Source organism: Streptomyces daliensis (genome assembly GCF_054782395.1).
In genome coordinates, this window is record NZ_BAAGSO010000009.1 from 57,440 (window position 1) to 79,696 (window position 22,257).

At 71.9% G+C, this 22,257-nt stretch carries 17 protein-coding genes; 4 read left to right on the top strand and 13 right to left on the bottom strand.

Annotation, left to right across the window (positions count from 1 at the left end):
• Positions 1-196: 196 nt before the first annotated feature.
• The 3 genes from ACYVOO_RS02690 to bldG all read right to left on the bottom strand — a co-directional run bounded on the left by ACYVOO_RS02690 (position 197) and on the right by bldG (position 3,995).
• Positions 197-2,605, bottom strand: a complete 2,409-nt coding sequence (locus tag ACYVOO_RS02690) for a sodium-translocating pyrophosphatase (protein ID WP_461014034.1) — start codon at positions 2,603-2,605, stop codon at positions 197-199.
• A 432-nt stretch (positions 2,606-3,037) separates the two neighbouring features.
• The gene (locus ACYVOO_RS02695; RefSeq protein ID WP_461014035.1) at positions 3,038-3,517 is read right to left on the bottom strand and encodes an ATP-binding protein; all 480 of its coding nucleotides are present in this window, start codon (positions 3,515-3,517) and stop codon (positions 3,038-3,040) included.
• 136 nt (positions 3,518-3,653) lie between these two features.
• Positions 3,654-3,995, bottom strand: coding sequence for an anti-sigma factor antagonist BldG (gene bldG, locus ACYVOO_RS02700; protein ID WP_019547857.1), 342 nt, complete (start codon positions 3,993-3,995; stop codon positions 3,654-3,656).
• A 106-nt stretch (positions 3,996-4,101) separates the two neighbouring features.
• On the opposite strand from bldG, the gene ACYVOO_RS02705 reads away from it, so the two are divergent.
• Positions 4,102-6,576 (top strand): DEAD/DEAH box helicase, encoded by a 2,475-nt coding sequence (locus ACYVOO_RS02705; protein ID WP_461014036.1) that lies wholly within the window; start codon positions 4,102-4,104, stop codon positions 6,574-6,576.
• Positions 6,577-6,669: 93 nt separating this feature from the next.
• On the opposite strand, the gene ACYVOO_RS02710 is transcribed toward ACYVOO_RS02705, so the two are convergent.
• The 7 genes from ACYVOO_RS02710 to ssd form a co-directional block, all read right to left on the bottom strand.
• Positions 6,670-7,116 (bottom strand): Rv3654c family TadE-like protein, encoded by a 447-nt coding sequence (locus ACYVOO_RS02710; protein WP_461014037.1) that lies wholly within the window; start codon positions 7,114-7,116, stop codon positions 6,670-6,672.
• Positions 7,088-7,516 (bottom strand): TadE family type IV pilus minor pilin, encoded by a 429-nt coding sequence (locus tag ACYVOO_RS02715; protein WP_461014038.1) that lies wholly within the window; start codon positions 7,514-7,516, stop codon positions 7,088-7,090. Before ACYVOO_RS02715 ends, ACYVOO_RS02710 begins: the two co-directional genes overlap by 29 nt.
• Positions 7,503-7,640 (bottom strand): DUF4244 domain-containing protein, encoded by a 138-nt coding sequence (locus ACYVOO_RS02720; RefSeq protein ID WP_453346633.1) that lies wholly within the window; start codon positions 7,638-7,640, stop codon positions 7,503-7,505. Before ACYVOO_RS02720 ends, ACYVOO_RS02715 begins: the two co-directional genes overlap by 14 nt.
• 317 nt (positions 7,641-7,957) lie before the next feature.
• Positions 7,958-8,953: a type II secretion system F family protein gene (locus ACYVOO_RS02725; protein WP_461014039.1), complete on the bottom strand. Its 996-nt coding sequence runs from the start codon at positions 8,951-8,953 to the stop codon at positions 7,958-7,960.
• A complete protein-coding gene (locus tag ACYVOO_RS02730; protein ID WP_461014074.1) occupies positions 8,950-9,804 on the bottom strand; it encodes a type II secretion system F family protein in 855 nt (284 codons plus the stop codon). Before ACYVOO_RS02730 ends, ACYVOO_RS02725 begins: the two co-directional genes overlap by 4 nt.
• Before the next feature lie 68 nt (positions 9,805-9,872).
• Positions 9,873-11,075 (bottom strand): TadA family conjugal transfer-associated ATPase, encoded by a 1,203-nt coding sequence (locus tag ACYVOO_RS02735; protein ID WP_461014075.1) that lies wholly within the window; start codon positions 11,073-11,075, stop codon positions 9,873-9,875.
• A 209-nt stretch (positions 11,076-11,284) separates the two neighbouring features.
• Complete coding sequence (ssd, locus tag ACYVOO_RS02740) at positions 11,285-12,439, bottom strand: septum site-determining protein Ssd (protein ID WP_461014040.1); 1,155 nt, start codon at positions 12,437-12,439, stop codon at positions 11,285-11,287.
• A 453-nt stretch (positions 12,440-12,892) separates the two neighbouring features.
• Here ssd and ACYVOO_RS02745 point away from each other — a divergent pair, with 453 nt between their 5' ends.
• Positions 12,893-13,732 (top strand): HAD family hydrolase, encoded by an 840-nt coding sequence (locus ACYVOO_RS02745; RefSeq protein WP_453346630.1) that lies wholly within the window; start codon positions 12,893-12,895, stop codon positions 13,730-13,732.
• A gap of 362 nt (positions 13,733-14,094) precedes the next feature.
• Here ACYVOO_RS02745 and ACYVOO_RS02750 read toward each other — a convergent pair whose 3' ends face one another.
• Positions 14,095-14,916 carry a Fic family protein gene (locus ACYVOO_RS02750; RefSeq protein ID WP_461014041.1) on the bottom strand — a complete coding sequence of 274 codons (822 nt, stop codon included), beginning with the start codon at positions 14,914-14,916 and terminating at the stop codon, positions 14,095-14,097.
• Between the two features lie 90 nt (positions 14,917-15,006).
• On the opposite strand from ACYVOO_RS02750, the gene ACYVOO_RS02755 reads away from it, so the two are divergent.
• Positions 15,007-15,990 carry an ATP-binding protein gene (locus ACYVOO_RS02755; RefSeq protein WP_461014042.1) on the top strand — a complete coding sequence of 328 codons (984 nt, stop codon included), beginning with the start codon at positions 15,007-15,009 and terminating at the stop codon, positions 15,988-15,990.
• Positions 15,991-16,096: 106 nt separating this feature from the next.
• Here the strand turns inward: ACYVOO_RS02755 and ACYVOO_RS02760 are convergent, their stop codons facing one another.
• Complete coding sequence (locus ACYVOO_RS02760; protein WP_461014043.1) at positions 16,097-17,329, bottom strand: polysaccharide deacetylase family protein; 1,233 nt, start codon at positions 17,327-17,329, stop codon at positions 16,097-16,099.
• A gap of 254 nt (positions 17,330-17,583) precedes the next feature.
• Between ACYVOO_RS02760 and ACYVOO_RS02765 the strand changes: the two genes are divergently transcribed.
• Positions 17,584-20,409: a SulP family inorganic anion transporter gene (locus ACYVOO_RS02765; RefSeq protein WP_461014044.1), complete on the top strand. Its 2,826-nt coding sequence runs from the start codon at positions 17,584-17,586 to the stop codon at positions 20,407-20,409.
• 56 nt (positions 20,410-20,465) lie between these two features.
• On the opposite strand, the gene ACYVOO_RS02770 is transcribed toward ACYVOO_RS02765, so the two are convergent.
• Positions 20,466-21,914, bottom strand: coding sequence for an IS701 family transposase (locus ACYVOO_RS02770; protein WP_461014045.1), 1,449 nt, complete (start codon positions 21,912-21,914; stop codon positions 20,466-20,468).
• Positions 21,915-22,257 lie beyond the last annotated feature (343 nt).

Consider the following 22,257-nt stretch of genomic DNA (forward strand, 5'->3'; position numbering starts at 1 on the left):
GCGAGTCGAACGATCCTTCTGACCACTATTGCAGCCATTTGCACTAAAAGCGCACCGGCTGACCCATGGGCCTCATTGGGATATCCCTCACACGAAAAGGCGGGTGGACGGGGCGTCAAAGCGCCTCGTCCACCCGCGAGTTGGGTGGGATTGCCCGCGTTTCTCCGGGCGGTGACCGGTCGGCCCGCGGTCGCGGCTAGGTGGCGGTCACCGGATCGCTCGGCTTGGTCGTCCGTTCCGTGTTGCCTTCGTCACCGTCGCTGTCCCCGACGGCGATGCCGCGCCGCTTCGAGACGTAGACCGCGCCGACGATCACGGCGATGGAGACGGCAGCGACCACGACCCGGGCGCCCACGTTCGCCTCGTCGCCGTAGCTGAACTGCACGACGGCGGGCGCGATGAGCAGCGCGACGAGGTTCATCACCTTCAGCAGGGGGTTGATCGCGGGGCCCGCCGTGTCCTTGAACGGGTCGCCGACCGTGTCGCCGATGATGGTGGCCTCGTGCGCCTCGCTGCCCTTGCCGCCGTGGTGCCCGTCCTCGACGAGCTTCTTGGCGTTGTCCCAGGCGCCTCCGGAGTTCGCGAGGAACACCGCCATCAGGGTGCCCGCACCGATCGCGCCCGCCAGGAAGGCGGCCAGCGCACCGGCGCCGAAGGTGAAGCCCACGAAGATCGGCGCCATCACGGCGAGCAGGCCCGGCGTGGTCAGCTCGCGCAGCGCGTCCTTGGTGCAGATGTCGACGACGCGCCCGTACTCCGGCTTCTCGGTGTAGTCCATGATCCCGGGCTTCTCCCGGAACTGGCGCCGCACCTCGTAGACGACGGAGCCCGCGGAGCGGGACACGGCGTTGATCGCCAGCCCGGAGAAGAGGAAGACGACGGCCGCGCCGAACATCAGGCCCACCAGGGTGCTGGGCTGCGCGATGTCGAGCAGTTCCATCATCTTCCCGGTCTTCTCCCCGGCCTCGTCGAGCGCGGAGACCAGCTCCGTGCGGTACGAGCCGAAGAGCGCCGCCGCGGCGAGTACGGCCGTGGCGATGGCGATGCCCTTGGTGATGGCCTTGGTGGTGTTGCCCACCGCGTCCAGGTCGGTGAGCACCTGGGCGCCCGCGCCCTCGACGTCGCCTGACATCTCGGCGATGCCCTGCGCGTTGTCGGAGACGGGGCCGAAGGTGTCCATGGCGACGATGACGCCGACGGTGGTCAGCAGACCGGTGCCGGCCAGCGCCACCGCGAACAGCGCCAGCATCACCGTGCCGCCGCCGAGCAGGAAGGCGCCGTACACGCTGAGCCCGATGAGCAGCGCGGTGTAGACGGCGGACTCCATGCCGATGGAGATGCCCGCGAGGACGACGGTGGCGGGCCCGGTGAGCGAGGTCTTGCCGATGTCGCGCACGGGCTTGCGGGTCGTCTCCGTGAAGTACCCCGTCAACTGCTGGATCACGGCGGCCAGGACGATGCCGATGGCGACGGCGACGATCGCGAGGACCCTCGGGTCGCCGCTGTGGCCCAGTACCTCCTGCGCGTCGGAGCCGGAGACGCCGCTCAGGTCCGCGTAGCTGGAGGGGAGGTAGACGTAGGCGGCGGCGGAGACCAGCACCAGGGAGACCACGGCGGAGATGAAGAAGCCTCGGTTGATGGCGGTCATGCCGCTGCGGTCGGCACGGCGCGGGGCGACGGTGAAGACACCGATCATCGCCGTGATGACACCGATGGCCGGGACCATCAGGGGGAAGGCCAGGCCGTCGTCGCCGAAGACCGCGGTGCCCAGGATGAGCGCGGCCACGAGGGTGACCGCGTACGACTCGAAGAGGTCGGCCGCCATGCCCGCGCAGTCGCCCACGTTGTCGCCGACGTTGTCGGCGATGGTGGCCGCGTTGCGCGGGTCGTCCTCGGGGATGCCCTGTTCGACCTTGCCGACGAGGTCGGCGCCGACGTCCGCCGCCTTGGTGAAGATGCCGCCGCCGACACGCATGAACATCGCGATCAGCGCGGCGCCGAGACCGAAGCCTTCCAGGACCTTGGGCGCGTCGGCCGCGTAGACGAGCACCACGCAGGCCGCGCCGAGAAGTCCGAGCCCGACCGTGAACATTCCGACGACGCCGCCCGTACGAAAAGCGATCTTCATCGCCTTGTGCGAAACGCTCGTCAGATCATGTGCGGGTTCGCCCTCGGCAGGTGTCGCCTCACGTGCCGCAGCGGCAACACGAACATTGCTGCGTACCGCGAGCCACATGCCGATATAGCCGGTGGCCGCGGAGAATACCGCGCCGACCAGGAAGAACAACGAACGGCCTAGCCGCTGGTTCATATCGTCTGCGGGCAACAGCATGAGCAGGAAGAAGACCACGACGGCGAAAACGCCGAGCGTACGCAACTGCCGTGCGAGGTAGGCGTTCGCGCCTTCCTGCACGGCAGCGGCGATCTCCTTCATGCGGTCTGTGCCCTCGCCTGCGGCGAGCACTTGTCGTACCAGCACCATGGCGACGCCGAGGGCCGCGAGGGCCACGACGGCGATCACGATGACGAGGCCACGGTTGGCGCTCGTCAGTACGGCGTCGGCGAGATACTGGTGGTTCTGAAGTGGGGTGAGATGCCCCGCCATTCGTCCTCCTTGACGTTGGGGCAGGGGCGCGCGGTAGGGCGCTCAGCTCCTGCTGCAAAGATGTGGACGGATTGTAGGGATCAGCACTAGATCAAAACAGAGCGCCACAGTGGTATTTCGCCTGCAACGGCCAGGATCAAAAGGATCGGGCCCAGGAAATTCCCTCGCATGAGGGAGGGTGACAAATTCGCTGACACTGTAAAGAATGATCGTCTGGGGTCATGAAAAATTCCCGGATACCCCGGAAAAGCGCCCGGGACGCGTGGGGTTGGTGGGGCGTCAGGGGCGCGAGAGGTTACGCACGGAGTGCGCCCGGCGGGCCGCTGGGGTCGGAGCGGGGAACATCCGTACGGGAAGATCGGGGCGCAAACACACGTCCGCCCCACCCGGGCCCGGAGGCCGGACGGGGCGGACGCGCGTGTAAGAGGGAGCTCAGGGGAGCACGGGCTCCGGGGAGACGGGCCAGCTCATCCGGATCAGCCCGCCGTTCTCGTCGGCGGTGACCTCGACGTCGTCGACGAGCCCGCTGATCACCGCGAGCCCCATCTCGCCGTCGGCCTCGTCCTCGTCACCGGTGTGGCCGGAGCCGTCGCCGCCGCTCCCGTTACGGGCGCCGGGCACCAGCGTGCCGTCGCCGCCCACCGTCACGGCCGAGGGGACTGCCGGGGCCTCGTCGCCGACCTCGATGGAGAACTTCTTCTCCTCCTCGATCAGCGCCACCCGCACCGGGCTCTCCACACCGTTGCTCACGTGCAGCCCGACGGCGCGTGTGCACGCCTCGCCCACCGCCAGCCGCACCTCGTCCAGCACGGCCTCGTCCACTCCGGCGCGCCGCGCGACGGCGGCGGCTACCAGCCTCGCCGTCCGCACATGCTCAGGCAGCGCGCTGAAGCGGAGTTCCACGGTGGCCATGCCATCCCCCTCGGGTCTTTCCTTGCTCACTCGCGGGGGACGGGCTGAGAGGGCCCGGCCCCGGCGTCCGGTGTCCAGTCCGTCGTCGCGCCCGCCGCCCAGCGGCCCAGTGGCCGTCGGACGGCGGGGACGGACGTCAGTCGGTGGCCGCTACGGCTTCGTCGACGGAGCCGTGGATCGGGAACACCTTGGTGAGACCGGTGATCCGGAAGATCTTGAGAATGCGCTCCTGGTTGCAGACCAGACGCAGTGAGCCCTCATGGGCACGAACACGCTTGAGTCCTCCGACGAGCACCCCAAGGCCGGTGGAGTCCAGGAAGTCCACGCCTTCCATGTCCACTACGAGGTGATAGCTGCCATCGTTCACAAGCTCGACCAGCTGCTCGCGCAGCTTGGGCGCGGTATATACGTCAATCTCGCCACCGACCTCGACGATCGTCCGATCGCCTACGGTCCGGGTCGACAGGGACAGGTCCACGGATCCTCCAGCACCTTGCTATCGAGTCGTCCGCCCCCGAAGCCTCCCGGCCGAGGCAGGGTACGGATCGGCAGCCGCAGAGGCATTCAATCACTTACGAGCCTGCGTGCACGACGCCTTGCGGGCATTGTCCGTCACGCTGGTGACACCCACAGTGTCAGTGGCCGCCGGACAGCGCCAACGGTCCACGAGCGTACGCTCACGTGCTGTGCCCTCCCGCAAGGTCTCCCACAACGACCCCCGCACGGTGCTCGACCGTCTCACCGCGGGGGCGGAACGCGCTGAGCGCATCACCCATACGGAGCACTTGCCCCCGCGGATCGGTCGCCATGCGGAATGGCCTGACCTGATCCGGCCTGAAGTGATCGAAGCCGTTCGCTCAGCGGGCATTGAACAACCATGGGAACATCAGTCCCGTGCGGCACGGCACGCCCTGCGCGACGAGTCGGTGATCATCGCCACGGGCACCGCCTCGGGCAAGTCCCTCTCCTATCTCGTGCCGACCCTCAGCGCCCTCCTCGACGGCTCGGAGGCGCCCAACGGCCGGGGCACCACGGCGCTCTACCTGTCCCCCACCAAGGCTCTCGCCGCTGACCAGCGGCGTTCCATCGCCGATCTGGCCGCCCCGCTGGGGACCGCCGTGCGGCCCGCCGTCTTCGACGGGGACACGCCGGTCGAGGAGCGCGAATGGGTTCGGCTCTTCGCGAACTACGTCCTCACCAACCCGGACATGCTCCACCGCGGCATCCTGCCCGCCCACGCCCGCTGGTCCTCCTTCCTGCGCGCCCTGCGCTACGTCGTCATCGACGAGTGCCACACCTACCGCGGGGTCTTCGGCTCCCACGTCGCCCAGGTCATACGGCGTCTGCGCAGGCTGTGCGCCCGCTACGGCTCCGACCCCGTCTTCCTCCTCGCCTCCGCGACGGCCGCCGACCCCGGTGAGGCGGCCGCCCGGCTGACCGGGTTGCCCGTGACAGAGATCACTGAAGACAGTTCGCCGCGCGGCGAGTTGGTCTTCGCGCTCTGGGAGCCCCCGCTGACCGAGCTGGAGGGCGAACGGGGCGCCCCGGTCCGACGTACCGCCACCGCCGAGTCCGCCGAACTGCTGACCGACCTGGCGGTCCAGGGCGTGCGCACCGTCGCCTTCGTCCGCTCACGGCGCGGCTCCGAGCTGATCTCCCTCATCGCCCAGGAGCGGCTCGCCGCCGTGGACCGGGGCCTGGCCTCACGGGTCGCCGCGTACCGCGGCGGCTATCTCCCCGAGGAGCGCCGCGCCCTCGAACAGGCCCTGCACACCGGCGAACTGCTCGGCCTCTCCGCCACCAGCGCGCTGGAACTGGGCATCGACATCTCCGGTCTCGACGCGGTCCTGATCACCGGCTACCCGGGGACCCGGGCCTCCGTCTGGCAGCAGGCCGGGCGCGCGGGCCGGAAGGGGCAGGGGGCGCTGGCCGTACTCGTCGCCCGCGACGACCCGCTGGACACCTATCTCGTCCACCACCCCGAATCCCTCTTCGAGCAGCCCGTCGAGACCACCGTCCTGGACCCCGACAACCCGTACGTCCTCGCCCCGCACCTGTGTGCGGCAGCATCCGAAATCCCCCTCTCCGAGGCCGACTCCGCGCTCTTCGGCCCCGCCTTCCCCGAACTGACGGCCCAGCTCGAAGAGCGCAAGCTGCTGCGCCGCAGGGGTGCCTCCTGGTACTGGACGCGCAAGGAGCGGGCGGCCGACCTCACCGACATCCGGGGGTCGGGCGGCAGCCCCGTACAGATCGTCGAGGCGGCCACGGGGCGCCTCCTCGGCACCGTCGACGCGGCGGCGGCGCACACCACCGTCCACGACGGCGCTGTCCACCTCCACCAGGGCCGCACCTACGTCGTCAAGCACCTCGACCTGGAGGACTCCGCCGCGCTGGTGGAGGAGGCCAGCCCGCCCTGGACGACGATGGCCCGCGACACCACCTCCGTCGCCGTCCTGGAGACCGAGACCGAGATCCCCTGGGGGGAGGCGCGGCTGTGCTTCGGGACCGTCGAGGTCACCAACCAGGTCGTGTCCTATCTGCGCCGACGTGTCATCACCGGCGAGGTGCTCGGCGAGACGAAGCTCGACCTCCCGCCGCGCACCTTGCGCACCCGCGCCGTCTGGTGGACGGTCACCGAGGACCAGCTCGACGCCGCCCGGGTCATCCCGGAGATCGTTCCCGGGGCCCTGCACGCTGCCGAGCACGCCTCCATCGGCCTGCTGCCCCTCTTCGCCACGTGCGACCGCTGGGACATCGGCGGCGTCTCCGTACCCCTCCATCCCGACACGCTCCTTCCCACGGTCTTCGTGTACGACGGCCACCCCGGCGGGGCGGGCTTCGCCGAACGCGCCTTCCGTACGGCTCGCGAATGGCTCACCGCCACCCGCGACGCCATCGCCGCCTGCGAGTGCGAGGCGGGGTGCCCCTCGTGCATCCAGTCGCCCAAGTGCGGCAACGGCAACGACCCCCTCCACAAGCGCGGCGCCGTCCGCCTCCTCTCTGAACTCCTCTCCTCCGCCCCCGACTCCTCCGCCCCCGAGCCCCCGCCCGGCCCCTGACTCCTGTTCCTGGCCCCCGCGCCGGGCTGTGGGGCGGGCGGGGCACGGGACCAGGGCGTTCGGCCTGGTGCTGGCCCTGGAACCGGTGCCGGGCTAAGGGGGTGCGGGGCGGGGCGGGCCGGACAGTGCCTCGGAGCGGGACGGGGTTGTGGGCGACGGGGTTGTGGGCGACGGGGTGGTGGGCGACGGGGTGGGCGTGGGCGGCCCCGCCCGTGCCCGCACCTCCGGCGCGTACGGCCCCCACCGCGCCCCCACCGTCACATCGGCCACCTCACCCCGCACCGCGCAACGGGCCAGCCACGTCCGCTGCGCCACCGCCACCCTGCGTGCCCCGTCGCAGGCGCGGGCCTCGCCCTCCAGGGCATGGTCCGCGGCCGCGAGCGCCGCGAGATCGGCGGCGCCACCCGCTCTGTGGCGAGCCGCGACGGCCTGCCCCAGTCCCAGGACCACCGCGAGCACTCCGCACAGCACCACGGCGGTCAGGGCCGCCCACACCGTCGCCGAACCCCGGTCAGCGCTCCCCGTCACGTCCCGCGTCATGGCCCGCCCCCTCCGTGCCCGCGCCCACACTCGCCTCGTCCAGAGCGACCGCGTCCGCGTCCAGCTCGACCGTCAACGCCCCTGGCCCCGCCGTACGCGCCCGCACCCGTACCCGCACCAGGTCGCCCTCCTTCGCCGTCGTCACCCGTGCTCCGTGGGGCGCCGCCGAACGCACGGCATCCCGCACTCCCCCTTCCGTCTCGCCCCGCGCCGCCGCACGGGCGCCCGCGCGTGCCCCGTCCACGCACTGGATCTGGGTGGCCGCCGCCATGACGCCCCACAGCAGCACCCCGGTCAGCAGCACCAGCGTGGGAATCACCACGGCGGCCTCAGCCGTCACGGACCCCCGATCGACGGCACCGCCCCTAGCGCGGCCGAACCCGCCGTCAGAACTGAGCACTGAGCGCCCTCTCGATGAGCTGCTGCATCTGCGCGCTGACCGCCCCGCTGGTGACGACCTTGTAGAGCACAGCCGCGAACCCGCAGGTGGCGATGGTTCCCACCGCATACTCGGCGGTACTCATCCCCGCGTCCCCCGACGCTCCACGTCCGCGCAGGCGCCGCCGGAACCCCGTCCGCACCGCTTCCCCCTTGGCATTCATCACGTCCCCCTTCTCGTCCCGTGTCTCGCTTTGACCGCTGGTCCCTCTAGCCCAGCGGCTTCCTCCCTGCCACCGGTCCCTCTCCGCACGGGCCTCCGCCCCACGGGTCGGCTCCCCCTTTCTGGTTTCCGGCCTCTCTCTTCGCTCCCGCCCGGGATCGCCGAGCCGAGCGACGGTGGTTTTCGACGGGCCACCCGGCCGTCCGCACGTCCGCACCGCCCTCACATCCGCCCGTCCGCTCACAGCAGGGAGCGGGCCAGCCCCATCACCACGGGCGCGACGCCCACCGCCAGGAAGGCGGGCAGAAAGCACAGGCCGAGCGGTCCGGTGACCAGGACGGCCGCGCGACGGGCCCTGGCCGTGGCCGCGCGGGCTCCGCGCGCTCTCAGTTCGGCCGCCAGCCGCGTCACCGGCTCCACCGCAGGAACCCCCGCGCTTCCGGCCCGCTCCAGACAGCGGGCGAGCTGCGCGCCTCCGGGAAACGCCCCGAAACGGCCCCACACATCGGCCGGTTCGCCCCCGAGCCTCAGCTCCGTAGCCGCTCTCACCAGGCGCTCTCCCAGCGGCCCGCCCTGGGAGCGGCCCACCGCTTCGGCCGCGGCGCCCGGCGCTGACCCCGCAGCGAGGCAGGCGGCCAACAGCTCCGCCGTCAACGGAAGCTGGCCCTCCGTCACCCGTGCCTCCGCCGCCGCCTCAGCCCCGTCCCCCTGCCCCAGCCGGGCCCGCGACCACCACCACGCCCCGCACGCGCCCGCACCCCCGAGCGCCCACCCGACGCCCCCATCGACGAGCACCACCCCGAGAGCGGCGGCCCCGGCAGCGGCGGCCCCCTCCCGTAAGGGCCACCGGTCCATCGCCTTTCGCAGCCCGGCCCGTACCGCAAACCGCCCGGCCCAGGAGCGGGCTCCTGTCCTGGTGGCCCCGCCCGACGGCTCCGCCTCGGCTGCTCCCTCTCCTTCGTCAGCGCCGCCCGCTCCTGGCCGACGACCCGAACTCACCGGCTCCCCGTGCGCCGGCCCCGCGAACAGGCGCCCCGCCTTGCGCCGTCCGCCCCGCTCGCGGCACCAGCCCAGCGAGGCGCCCGCGAGACAGCCGACGGAGACCAGCACCGCGATCCACCACACCGTCACGCCCGCCCCGGTGAGCTCACCGGCCACGTTCAGCGCGCCCCGCGCACTCGGCCCCGGAGCACCGGAGACATCCGCCGTCCGGCCAACGCTCGCCGCGCCGCTCATGCCACCTCCCCCTTCGCGTCGCCGCCTCCGGGCGTGCCCTGCGCCGACCGCACCAGGTGCGCGACCCACACCAGCCCGGCCCACTCCAGGAGCCCGCCGACGAGCAGGCAGCCGAGTCCGGCGGGACTGTGCAGGAGCACCCGCAACGGATCCGCGCCCATCGCGCTGCCCAGCAGCAATCCGAAGGCCGGAAGCAGTGCCAGCACCGCCGCCGTGGAGCGCGGGCCTGCCAACTGGGCGCGCAGTTCCTCTCTCTGGTCCCGCTCGGCGCGCAGTGCCGCGGCGACCCTGTCCAGGCCCTCCGCGAGGCCCGCGCCCCCTTCCACGGACACCTGCCAGCAGGCCGCTACCCCGCGCAGTCCTCCGGCGCCCGGCGCCCTGGAGGCGTGGTCGAGCGCATGGGGGACGTTCCCGCCGTAGTGGGCGGCGGCGAGGATGGGCGCCCCCGCCTCGCCGAGGCTCCGCAGCGCCTCCGCGCCCGCCACGAGCAGGGCGCGGTCCGGCTGCCGCCCCGCCCGCAGTTCACCGGAGACGGCGGCGCACAGCTCCACCACAGCGGACTCGCGGCTCTCCGCGCGCCGCCGACGCTCCCGCGCCCGCAACCGACGGCGCACCAGGGGCACCGCCACCAGCCCGGCGAGCAGCGGGAGCCAGGACTCCCCGAGCAGTCCCAGGAGCGCTCCCCCGAGCAGAAACCACCACTCGTGGCCCGCCCGCTCCCCGAACACCGCCCGCACTCGCGGCGCCCACGCGGTCCACCAGATGGGCACCCTCGGCGTACGCGCACCCGCCTCGCCACCGCCCGCGAGCAGCAACCGGGCCCTGCGCATCCCGTCCTCGCGCCCGGCCATCAGCAGGGCGGCGGCCCCGAGGCACACCGCCGCGTACACCGGTGCCGTCTCCGTGTTCGTCAGCGTCGTCACGGCCGCCGCCTCCCTTCGGCCTCGTCAACGGCCCCGAGAACCCCGCCAGGGCCGAACCCCTCGTGCGGCCCGAAGCCCTCGCCCGTGCCCCGGCCGCACAGCCGACGCAGCCGCTCCCAGCCGCGCCCCGCCACAAAGCCCCGTTCGCCCCACAGCGCGGCGGGAACGGTCGTGACCAGGCCCTTCGCATCGCGCTCCAGCACATGGATCTCGGCGATGCGCCGCCGCCCCGCGCGGTCCCGCACGAGGTGCACCAGCACATCGAGCGCGGCGGCCAACTGGCTGTGCAGGGCGGCGCGGTCCAGACCGGCCGTCGTCCCCAGTGCCTCCAGCCGGGCGGGCACATCGGACGCGGCGTTGGCATGGACCGTGCCGCACCCGCCTTCGTGGCCCGTGTTGAGCGCGGCCAGCAGATCGGTGACCTCGGCGCCGCGCACCTCTCCGACGACGAGGCGGTCGGGCCGCATCCGCAGCGCCTGGCGCACCAGATCGTCGAGCCCCACACGTCCCACCCCCTCCTGGTTGGCGGGCCGTGCCTCCAGCCAGACGACGTGGGGGTGGTCAGGGCGCAGCTCGGCCGAGTCCTCCGCCAGCACGATCCGCTCCTCCGGGCCGACGAGCCCGAGCAGGGTGCTCAGCAGCGTGGTCTTGCCGGTGCCGGTACCGCCGCTGATGAGGAAGGAGAGCCGCACGTCCAGCACCGCCCGCAGCAGCACGTCGCCCCCTGGTGGGACCGTGCCCGCCGCGACCAGCTCGTCCAGGCCGAAGGCCCGTGGCCGCACCACGCGCAACGAGAGGCACGTGCAGCCGACGGCGACGGGTGGCAGCACCGCGTGCAGCCGGGTGCCGTCCGGCAGGCGGGCATCGACCCAGGGCCTGGCATCGTCCAGCCGCCGGCCCGCCGTTGTGGCCAGGCGCTGGGCCAGCCGTCGGACGGACGCCGCGTCCCGGAAGCGCACCTCCGTACGCTCCAGGCCCCGGCCGCGGTCCACCCAGACCTCGTCCGCGCGGGTCACCAGCACATCGGTGACCTCCGGATCGGCCAGCAGCGGTTCGAGCGGGCCCGTGCCCACCATCTCCGAGCGCAGCTCCTCCACCACGCCCAGCACCGCGCTGTCCCCCAGCAGACGGCCCTGGGAGCGCAGCGCGGCGGCCACCCTGGCCGGTGTCGGCTCCGCGCCCGACTCGGCGAGCCGCATCCGCACCGAGTCCAGCAGGGTCTCCGCCGCCGCATACCGCTCCGGTGCGCCCACGCCCACCGGGCGCCGCGCGAGCACCCGACGCGCCTCGTGACCGCGGCCGTGACCGTGACCGCCGCTGTGACGCCGACCGCCGAAGCCCGACGGGCCCTCCTGCCCGTCCCGAACCCCCTGGCCCTCCGGACCGCCTCGCCACTCCGTGCGCCCGTTCACGCCGCCACCCCTCCGTCGCTCACGCCGCCGTTCAGGGCCTGGGCCCAGAACTCGCGGCAGAAGCGGGCGAGCGCGCCTGTCTCGCGTGCGCCTGGAGGCACGCCCCTGTCGACGTCGTCCAGGAGGCCCGGCTCCCAGGGGAGTTCACCCGCGAGCGAGAGCCCCAGCAGCCGCGCGACCTCCTCCTCGTCCAGCCCCGGCCCGTAACCCCGGGGGCCGCCGGGGCCGCCCGGAGTGCGCACCAAGGCCCGGAGATCGCGCAGCACCAGCCGGGCGCGGGAGGAGACCCGGTGGGCCGCGGCGACGGCGCGCAGCTCGGCGGGCACGACCACGAGTCCCAGATCGAGCTGTGCCAGCACCTCGGCGACCGTCTCGTCCACCCGGCGCGGCAGATCGACGACGACCACCCCGGCGCGCCGCCGCGCGGCGGACAGCACGGACTTCATCGCGTCCGCCGGGATCAGCACAGACTCTCCCCGGTCCCAGCTCAGCACGCTCACGTCGTGCAGTCTCGGCAGCGACTCCTCCAGCGCGACGCCGCCGAGCCGTCCCCGCGACTCGGCGAACGCGGGCCAGCGCAGCCCCTCGGCGCGCTCGCCGCCGAGCAGCACGTCCATGCCTCCGCCGAGTGGATCGGCGTCGACGAGCATGGTGCGACGGCCTTCGCGCGCGGCCGTCACCGCGAGGGCGCAGGCCAGGGTGGAGGCTCCGGAACCGCCGCGTCCGCCGAGGACCCCGACCGTCAGCGCGGGCCTGCCCACGCCCTCGGCCGCGTCGGCGATGCGGCCGGTGAGCCAGCTCTCGGCATCGGGGAGGAGGACCACGCCCTCCGCGCCGATACGGGCACCGCGCTCCCACACTCCCGAATCGTCCAGGTCCCGGCCGACCAGCAACACGCCCGGCCTGCGCGGTGCTCCACGTGGCCCACCACCCGAGGCGCACCCCAGCCCCTCCGCGCCCGCGCAGTCGTCACCGACCAGGACCAGGGGCACCTTCTCCCACGCGGCGGCTCCGCTCCAGCCCGCCCAGCTCAGGCGGTCGGCCGGGGCACCGTGCGCCACCTCGGCCTCGGCTCCCGCCGCCGCGCACAACCGCAGCAGATCATCGAGGAGTTCCTCGTCCTCCGTGACAATCAGAATGGTTTCGGCCACGATCCGCTCCCCCTTCACACATGACACCCTCGCTTCCGCAAACACCCGTGGGTGCTGCCGGGAATCACTGTGCGGCGAACGCGAAAAACTTGAGGATCATGGTCCAAAACCGTGAACAACTCGGGGGTTGTGAATAACTTCTTCACTCATCCCGGTGACTTCCGGAGAGCAGCAATACGATTACGCTGGGTGACGGTTCTCATGGATCCACAGAGCGCGTCCACGAAGATCACGGAAGGAGGGATCCAGAGGCATGGATTCCGGAAAATGCCCCCGGACATGCGACGACCCCCGCCGGGGGGGAGAGCGGGGGTCGTCTCCACGGCCGACTCGGGGGGGGAGGAGTCGGGCCGGGTTAGCACGGTCGCGAACGATCCGTGACTTCCATGGTGTACCCGAGAGCCTTCTCAGGCAAACCCACGCGCCCCACCTTACGCCGAATGGTTGGCGCCTATGCTCGCCATCGTGGAAAACCTAGCGATGCCCCGTACAGCCGCCTTCTTCGACCTGGACAAGACGGTCATTGCGAAGTCGAGCACGCTCACCTTCGGCAAGTCCTTCTACCAAGGTGGCCTGATCAATCGCCGTGCCGTACTGCGCACCGCCTACGCCCAGTTCGTATATCTCCTGGGTGGGGCCGACCACGACCAGATGGAGCGGATGCGGGAGTATCTCTCGGCTCTGTGCCGCGGCTGGAACGTGGAGCAGGTCAAGGAGATCGTTGCCGAGACCATCCACCAGCTCATCGACCCCATCATCTATGACGAGGCCGCCTCCCTCATCGAGGAGCACCACCTCGCGGGACGCGATGTGGTCATCGTCTCCACCTCGGGGGCCGAGGTCGTGGAGCCGATCGGCGAGATGATCGGCGCCGATCGCGTCGTCGCGACCCGCATGGTCGTCGAGGACGGCTGCTACACGGGCGAGATCGAGTACTACGCCTACGGCCCGACCAAGGCCGAGGCCATCGCCGCGCTCGCGGAGTCCGAGGGCTACGACCTCAGCCGCTGCTACGCCTACAGCGACTCGGCAACCGACATCCCCATGCTGGAGTCCGTCGGCCATCCGCACGCCGTCAACCCCGACCGGACACTGCGCAAGGAGGCCCTCACCCGGGAGTGGCCCGTCCTCTCCTTCTCCCGCCCGGTGCGCCTCAAGCAGCGCATTCCCAGCCTGTCGATGCCTTCCCGGCCCGCGCTCGCGGTCACCGCCGCTGCCGTGGGAGCGGCGGCGGCGACGGCCGGGCTGGTCTGGTACACGAGTCGAAGGCGTGCCCGATTCGGCAGCTTTTGAAGCGGAAAGTAAAGAACTGCGTCGAGGGGTTCCGCTTGCTCTCCTCACGCAGTACAAAGGAATCAGCGGCCCGCGAGACCAACGGCATCCGAGAGGATCCCGTTCACGCACCAAGGCCCACGGACCGTACGCATGAACACAGGGCACCCACGCGACGCCTAGCCCGCGTATCGGGCACGTCCCCTCGGGAACCGGGCAACGTTCCGGCCCGATGACGGACACTATGGAGAGCACGCACTGGTAACCCGGTGAACATGCCAGCGGCGGCACCGCCTTCGAAGCAGTGCCGCCGCATTTTCTGTCCTCGGGCCCCTTCCGCCAGGTCCGCAGGCCCCCAGACATCCAGGCGCCCAGCCCAGGCCCTACGCAGCGCCGCGCTGAAGCGCCTCGCAGACCGCCGTGCTCTCGCGCACGCCCAGTTCGACGGACCGGCCGCAGTACGCGATCCACTCCGCCATACCCTCGGGCGTCCCGGCCGCGTAGGCGTTCAGCGCGCGCACGTACGCCTCGCGCCCCTGTTCCGCGTGGCCGACCTCGGCCGGGCAGATCGACTTCGGGTCGAGTCCGCTGCCCACCAGCACCACACGCTCGGCCGCGCGCGCGACCAGCCCGTTGTACGAGCCGAAGGGCCGCAGCACCCGCAGTTCCCCGTGCACCACGGCCGCCAGCACCAGCGCCGGTGCCGAAGAGCCGCCGACCACGAGCTGGGCCAGCCCCTCCAGCCGCGCCGAGACCTCGTCGGCCGAGGGCGGTGCGGCCTCCAGGAGGGCGTCCTCCACGGGCTCGCCCGCGAGCCTGGGCCTGCCCACGCGCTCCTCCTCCGTGACGCCCCCGGCCGCCACCAGGTGCAGACGCGCGAGTACTCGGAGCGGAGACTGCCGCCACACGTCGAGGAGCTGGCCGGACTCCGCCGTCACCCGCAGCGCGGCGCCGACGGTACGGGGCTCGCCCTCGACGCCGAAGTCGGTGCGCCGCCGTACCTCCTCCAGCTCCCAGTCGGCGCCGTCAAGCGCGGCCGAGGCCCGCGCCCCGCGCAGTGCCGCCTCGGCGGTCACCTCACTGCTGCGACGGCGCATGACGCGGTGCCCGTAGACCCTGTCCACGGCCTTCCGTACGGAGTCCACGGCGTCGTTCACGCCGGGGAGCGCGCCCAGCGGCGCCAGGGGATCAGCGGTGCTACTCATGCGTACGACATTACGTGGCCACCCACGATCGGGTGGACTTCGCGGTCCGAGCGTCAGCCCGGAGCGCCCGCGATGACTACGCTCTTGTTCATGAAAATCGCTTTCGTTGGCAAGGGCGGCAGCGGCAAGACGACGCTGTCCTCGCTCTTCATCCGTCACCTGGCCGCACGGCACCTCCCGGTCGTCGCCGTGGACGCCGACATCAACCAGCACCTCGGTGCGGCCCTCGGGCTCGACGAGGCGGAGTCGGCGGCGCTTCCGGCGATGGGGGCCCAGTTGCCGCTGATCAAGGAGTATCTGCGCGGCTCCAACCCGCGGATCGCCTCCGCCGAGTCCATGATCAAGACGACGCCTCCCGGCGAGGGCTCACGGCTGCTGCGGATCACCGAGGACAACCCGGTCTACGACGCCTGCGCGCGCCCCGTCACCCTCGAAGGGGGCGGCATCAGGCTGCTGGCGACCGGCCCCTTCACCGATTCCGACCTCGGCGTCGCCTGCTACCACTCGAAGACGGGCGCGGTTGAGCTGTGCCTGAACCACCTCGTGGACGGGCGGGAGGAGTACGTCGTCGTCGACATGACCGCGGGGAGCGACTCCTTCGCGTCCGGCATGTTCACCCGTTTCGACATGACCTTCCTCGTCGCGGAACCCACCCGTAAGGGCGTGTCGGTCTACCGGCAGTACAAGGAGTACGCGCGGGACTTCGGCGTCGCGCTGAAGGTCGTGGGCAACAAGGTGCAGAGCCAGGACGACGCCGACTTCCTGCGCGAGGAGGTCGGCGAGGACCTGCTGCTCACCGTCGGCCACTCGGACTGGGTCCGCGCCATGGAGAAGGGCCGCCCCCGCCCGTTCGCCGAGCTGGAGGAGGGGAACCGGCGCGCGCTGGAGGCCCTGTCGGAGGCCGCGGACGGCGCCTACGAGGCCCGCGACTGGGAGCGCTACACGCGGCAGATGGTGCACTTCCACCTGCGCAACGCGGAGAGCTGGGGCAACGAGCGGACGGGAACCGACCTGGCGGCGCAGGTCGACCCGTCCTTCGTCCTGCGCGAGGAGCCCGAGCCGCAGCCCGCCTGACGGGCCCCGCGCCTCCCTTGCCCGTCCCCGACGGCTTCCGGGCGCCGCTTCACAGCGGCGCCCGGCCCCCGGGAGCCCTGGGAATCCCGGGGCCCCTGGCGGGCCGTCAGCGCGACATCAGATGCGAACGGCTGCCCGCGAGGAAGGAGGCCCAGCCCTTCTCGGGGCGCTCGCCGACCTCCAGGGTGCGGAGTTTGCGGAGGACCTCGGGATCCTGCGCGTCGAGCCAGTCGGTGAGCTGCCGGAAGGAGACGCAGCGGACGTCCGCCTTCCGGCACACGGTCTTCATGACGTCCTCGACGGCGTCCATGTAGATACCGCCGTTCCAGTCCTCGAAGTGGTTGCCGATGATCATCGGGGCGCGGTTGCCCTCGTAGGCGCGCTCGAACCCGGCGAGCAGGCCGCCGCGCATCTGCCGCTTGTAGTACGGGCGCTTCTCGACGGGCCCGTCGACGGTCACGGACTGGTTCGCGAGGAAGTTGTAGTCCATCGCGAGCGTCTCGTACCCGTGGCCCGGCATCGGGACCTGCTGGAGCGGCAGGTCCCACAGGCCGCCGCGTTTGCCAGGCCAGACCTGGGTGCCGTTGCCGCTGGAGTCGTAGCGGAAGCCCATCTGCCGGGCCGCCTTGACGAGGTTGTCCCGGCCCTCCAGGCAGGGGGTGCGGCCCCCGACCAGCTCGCGTTCGTAGTCGAAGGGGAGCGCGTCGAGGGCCTCCCAGCCCGTGGTCGACTTCCAGTTCCCCACGAACCACTTCGCCTGGTCGATCTCGCTCTTCCACTGGTCGACCGACCAGTCGCCGACCCCGCCGGGGCCGCAGAAGTGCCCGTTGAAGTGGGTGCCGATCTCGCTGCCGTCGAGCCACGCCTCGCGCACCTGCCGGAGGGTGGCCCTGACGTTCCTGTCCTTGAGGTAGCCGATGTCGGAGGCGCCCCTGCGGTGGCCCGGCGGGTCGTAGTGCCGCGCCTTGCCCTCGGGCAGCAGATAGATCCCGCTCAGGAAGTAGGTCTGGGTGGCGCCGTACTTGTTGCCGATCTCGCGGAAGCGCGAGAAGAGCTTCTTGCCGTCCTCGCCCGCACCGTCCCAGGAGAAGACCACGAACTGCGGCGGCCTCTCGCCCGGACGCAGCTTTCTGGGTCTCGGCTGGTGCGGCTGGCGTCCCGTGACGGACATCGAGCCGTCGCCGATGGTCCGGGTCTGCTGCTCCGGCTTCTCCTCCGGTGCCGAACCGCCGTCACCCCCGGACCCGCCGCCCGAACAGCCGCTGATCGTCGCGGTCAGTGCCAGTCCGGCGGCCACTCCGGCGGTCACTGCCGCGACCCGGCTTCGCGTGGCTGTCATCGGCCCACCTCTCCCTTGCCGTGCCCGCCGATTCCACGACCAGCGGCAAACGCGGTCACATAAAACGTGACATAGCACCCAAGATGAATAAATACGACAAGGGCATCCGGATGACTGTTCACTCCTTGGGTGGAACGGCCTCCCGTATGGGCCGACAGGGGTTCCCTCCGGCCTTTACATGGCATTACGGTTCGTTTACCAACGCTTGAGAGTAGTCAGACGGTTACACACCGTGCCGCCGCGAAGGAGACACGATGTCCGCCTGTACCCCTGTGCGCGCTACTGCCGCCCACAGTCGGCGCACCCCCGACCCCTGTGCTTCCCGGAACGGCCCTGCCGCCGGGACCCGCACCAACGACCTCCCGCACGCCTACGACCACGGCCACGGCCACGGCCACGACCACGTTCATGGCCCGGATCACGCCCACGAACACGATCACGACCACGGTTCGCCGTACTCGTGGGCCTCCCGCGACTCCGCCAGTGCGGCTGCGGCCGCCCGTACGCAGGCACGTGCGGCGCGTTCGCGATGGCCGGGACGGCGCACGCCCGACGCGCCGCCGGAGACCTCCCCCGGCACGGAACACGAAGCCGCGAACAGAGACAGACACAGAGACGGAAGCGGAGCCGAAAACGGAGGCCATACGGGACGGTCCGGGCTCGCCCGCGATCTCTCGGCCTCCATCACCGTCTTCCTCATCGCCATCCCCCTCTCCCTCGGCCTGGCCATCGCCGTCGGGGCCCCGCTCCAGTCGGGGCTGGTGGGCGCAGCCGTGGGCGGGATCGTCGCCGGGCTGCTGGGCGGGACACCGCTCCAGATCAGCGGCCCCTCCGCGGGGCTGACGGTGGTCACGGCCGAGCTGATCCAGATCTACGGCTGGCGCACCACCTGCGCCATCACCGTGCTCGCCGGGATCGTCCAACTGTTCCTGGGGATGCTGAAGGTGGCACGCGGCGCGCTCGCCGTGAGCCCCGCCGTCGTGCACGGCACGCTCGCGGGCATCGGGATCACGATCGCCGTCGCCCAGTTCCACGTGGTGCTCGGCGGCCAGCCAGAGGGCAACACGATCACCAACCTGATCGCGCTGCCCGCCCAGCTCTCGGGGCTGTCGCCCGCCGCACCGGCCATCGGGCTGCTGACCATCGCGGTGCTGCTCCTGTGGCCACGGCTCCCCGGGCGCGCGGGCGACAGGGCCAGACGTGTCCCGGCGGCGCTGGTAGCCGTGGTCTTCGCCACGGCGGTGGCGGCGGTGGCCGCTCCCGCGCTGCCCAAGGTGCACCTGCCGTCATGGCGCAGCCACGTGCTGCCCGAGAGCCCGCAAGGCCCGCTGCTGGGCCTGGTGGCGGCCGTGCTGACGGTGACGCTGGTGGCGAGCCTGGAGTCACTGCTCTCGTCGGTCGCCGTCGACAAGCTGGAGGCGGAGCGCCCGGGTCCGACGGGGCCACGTTCCGATCTCGACAAGGAGCTGCGCGGCCAGGGCATCGCGAACGCGGTCTCCGGCGCGCTCGGCGGGCTTCCGCTCTCGGGCGGCGCCGTGCGGGGCTCGGCGAACGTACGGGCCGGAGCGGTCTCCAGAAGATCCACGGTGCTGCACGGGGTGTGGGTGGCGCTGGCCGCGCTGCTGCTCGTGGGGGCGCTGGAACTGATCCCGCTGGCGTCACTGGCCGCCCTCGTGATGGTGGTCGGCATCCAGATGGTCAGCTTCGCGCACATCAGGAACGTGCACAGGAACCGCGAGTTCCTGGTCTACGCCGTCACGATCACCGGCGTCGTCCTCGCGGGCGTCCTCCAGGGCGTCGTGATCGGCATCGCGGTCGCCGTGGCCACGGCGCTGCACCGGCTGACGCGCACGCGCATCACCCACGAGCAGGTCCCGGGAGGGGAACACCGGGTGCGGGTGCGCGGGCAGTTGACGTTTCTCGCGGTGCCCCGGCTGAGCCGGGCACTGGCACAGGTACCGGAAGGGGAAAAAGCAGTGGTGGAGCTGGACGGTTCGTTCATGGATCACGCGGCCTACGAATCCCTCCAGGACTGGCGGGGCGCGCACACGGCCAAGGGCGGGGAGGTGGAGATCACGGGACGCACGGGCCACCGGATCGCGGAGCCGGCGTCCGCGCACAGTTGCACCCCCTGGACGCCCTGGCGCAACCACCACTGCACCAGGCCGAGATCCGGCCAGCAGCAGGCCGCGACGCCGAGGCGCGGGCAACTGCTGGGCGGGGTGCGCAACTTCCAGCGCATCACGGCCCCGCTCGTACGGGAGGAGCTGGCGCGGCTGGCGAAGGAGGGGCAGCAGCCCTCGCAGCTCTTCCTGACCTGCGCCGACTCCCGGCTGGTCACCAGCATGATCACCTCCAGCGGCCCTGGCGACCTCTTCACCGTGCGCAATGTCGGCAACCTCGTGCCGCCGCCCGGCGAGGAGTCGGGGGACGAATCGGTGGCGGCGGCCATCGAGTACGCGGTGGACGTGCTCAAGGTGGAGTCCATCACCGTGTGCGGGCACTCCGGATGCGGGGCGATGCAGGCCCTGCACACCACGGGTGTCCCGGATTCCGGTCCGGGGCCGGGTTCCGGATCCGGCCCCGGCTCCGGCTCCGGTCTCCGCCTCGACGAGGCGTCCGACGGCGCCGGTTCACCGCTCAGCCGCTGGCTGCGCCACGGCCACCCCAGCCTGAAGCGCCTGGGAACACCCGGCGACGGGGGCGCCGAGGGCGGAGCCGACAGCTCCGGCTGCGGCCCGCGCATCGAGGACCGCGACATCGCGGACGAGATCGAGGCGCTGTGCCTGCACAACGTGATGCAGCAGTTGGAGCACTTGAGCGCGCACGCGTGCGTGGCCCGTCGGCTGCGGGAGGGTTCGCTGGAGCTGCACGGGATGTACTTCGATGTCGCACGAGCACAGGCGTACGTACTGGACGGCACCGGTACCGACGCGCCCGGGGGCGTCGTCTTCGCTCCCGTCCGCCCGGAACACCCGGAGCACCCGGGCCCCTTGGAGCAGCCGGAACGCCTGGAGCACCCCGAGCCTCCGGAACGCCCCGAGCACCCCGGCCCCCTGGAGGCGAAGGAGCCGCGATGACGGCCCTGCCCCGGTCGGCCCGGCCAGTCCGGTCAGCCCGGGCCCGAGCAGCCCCGTCAGCCCGTACGGCCCTGGGCCGCGCCGGGCAGTGACAGCATGCCGGGTAAGGAGCGGGGTCCAGGGGCCCCGCTCCTTACCCGCGCCCCACGCGCCGTCGCCAGCACCGCTGCCCCGTGTGCGACCGAGGTCAATGTGGTGTGGCGGTGCCAACCAGGGAAGGTGCGCCCTTCGAAGTCGCGGACGCCCACGGCGTCGGCCACTTCGGTGAGGTCGCGGTCGACGCGACGGGTGAGTTTCGTCAGGCGCAGCAGCACACCCGCCGGTACGCCCACAAGATCGGTCAGCCAGAACCGCACGGGCCAGCGGTACGGGTGCTCCCACTCGCCCAGCAGGCAGAGTCCGGGCCGCGCCATCGCCCCAACGGCCCGCCCGGGAACGACACCCGGCACGGCGGCGGCCCCGCCCCCGGCTCCCGCGACGCGCCCGTGCCCGCGTCTCGGCCCCGGAACCCGCCCGTCGGCGGACCCCGCACCACCGCCGTAGCGCACACCGGAAACCCCACCGGAACCCGCTCCCGCCCCGGGCCCCGGCCCCGCTCCCGCGAGGACGCCCGTCCGCGCGTACGGCGCGAGGTTCCGCACCGTCACCGGCACCTTGGCCGCCAGGCTCGTCCGCAGCGGAGCCCCCTCGGGATCCAGCCATTCCACGGGCCGCCGCAGCCCGCGCACCGCGCACATCACCTCGTGCGCGGGAACGAGCCCGCGCCCCCGCCCAGGAACCGGCGCGTCGGTCGGTACGACCCCGGCCGTGCCGCTGATCCGGGCGATGAAGGGCAGCCCAGCCGCTGCGAGCACCGCGGCGCCCGTGCCGTCGTCGCCCCCGTCACCCGCGTCGAGCACCACCGGGCGGCGGGCGAGGCCCCAGCCTCCCTCGGCCATCTCGACGGCGGCCCGCGCGATGCCCAGGGACGGGCTCTCGGCGGCGGCCCAGTCGGGCAGGTCGGCCTCGCGGCGGCTCGTGGGATCGTCCGTCCAGGAGGCCGGGAGGTCGAGCCGCCAGTGGGCCGGCCAGCTCACCGCGTCGTTCGCGAGCCAGACGCCGTACGCGCGCTGGCAGTTGATGACCTGGCCCAGTTCGGGAACGAGCCTGCGGCCCACGCCCACGGAGCGCGATCCGGCCTTGGGGATCACCAACGGCCGCACCACCCAGGCGGAGGGGCGGACCACCGCCTCCATGCGCCGCGCGAGCGTCGCCCGCACCACGTCCCAGGGCCAGGTGGAGCAGCTCACGAAGTGCTGGAGGCTCTGCTCGGCCGCGCGCTCGCCCGTGAGCGCGGCGATCTTGCGGATGGACTTGCGCCCTTCGGCCTCCAGCAGGCCGCGCACGTACTGACGCGCCTTGCGGCGCTGGTCACTTCTGGGCAGGGAGGCGAAGACGTCTGAGGCCAGTTCGTCGGCGACGGCTGACGGCACCGTGTGCTGGAGACGGGACTCGGGCTTACTCACGCACTCCCCCTTGCCTGCGGCCGGATATGAGCGAAGCGGTCGGGGGACTCCCTCGGGTCCGGACTCGGACGTCTTCTTCTGTTTCGGACGTCCCCGTCTGCGAAGGGAGTTCGGATGCGGTCGCGCCCCGGCGAGCGTGGCCTCCTCGTGACTCTAACAAACCGAGATGCCTGTTTTACAGGTATGGGACGCGACGTTGACCATCAGTGGAACGCCGATTTGGTCACCACGCGTCCTTGCGCGACTACACCTCACACAGCCAACGCACAGGCATTTCACAGAGAAAGACGCCTCTGAACTGCAAAGATCAACCACTTTGCCTCCCCTTGCGGTTTCCGAGCGT

Bases quoted from the DNA above. Each gene is read 5' to 3' on its own strand.
- ACYVOO_RS02690 (WP_461014034.1), bottom strand. From the start codon at position 2,605: ATGGCGGGGCATCTCACCCCACTTCAGAACCACCAGTATCTCGCCGAC.
- ACYVOO_RS02695 (WP_461014035.1), bottom strand. From the start codon at position 3,517: ATGGCCACCGTGGAACTCCGCTTCAGCGCGCTGCCTGAGCATGTGCGG.
- ACYVOO_RS02710 (WP_461014037.1), bottom strand. From the start codon at position 7,116: ATGACGCGGGACGTGACGGGGAGCGCTGACCGGGGTTCGGCGACGGTG.
- ACYVOO_RS02720 (WP_453346633.1), bottom strand. From the start codon at position 7,640: ATGAGTACCGCCGAGTATGCGGTGGGAACCATCGCCACCTGCGGGTTC.
- ACYVOO_RS02725 (WP_461014039.1), bottom strand. From the start codon at position 8,953: ATGAGCGGCGCGGCGAGCGTTGGCCGGACGGCGGATGTCTCCGGTGCT.
- ACYVOO_RS02730 (WP_461014074.1), bottom strand. From the start codon at position 9,804: ATGGCCGGGCGCGAGGACGGGATGCGCAGGGCCCGGTTGCTGCTCGCG.
- ACYVOO_RS02735 (WP_461014075.1), bottom strand. From the start codon at position 11,075: ATGCGGCTCGCCGAGTCGGGCGCGGAGCCGACACCGGCCAGGGTGGCC.
- ACYVOO_RS02745 (WP_453346630.1), top strand. From the start codon at position 12,893: ATGCTCGCCATCGTGGAAAACCTAGCGATGCCCCGTACAGCCGCCTTC.
- ACYVOO_RS02750 (WP_461014041.1), bottom strand. From the start codon at position 14,916: ATGAGTAGCACCGCTGATCCCCTGGCGCCGCTGGGCGCGCTCCCCGGC.
- ACYVOO_RS02755 (WP_461014042.1), top strand. From the start codon at position 15,007: ATGAAAATCGCTTTCGTTGGCAAGGGCGGCAGCGGCAAGACGACGCTG.
- ACYVOO_RS02760 (WP_461014043.1), bottom strand. From the start codon at position 17,329: ATGACAGCCACGCGAAGCCGGGTCGCGGCAGTGACCGCCGGAGTGGCC.
- ACYVOO_RS02765 (WP_461014044.1), top strand. From the start codon at position 17,584: ATGTCCGCCTGTACCCCTGTGCGCGCTACTGCCGCCCACAGTCGGCGC.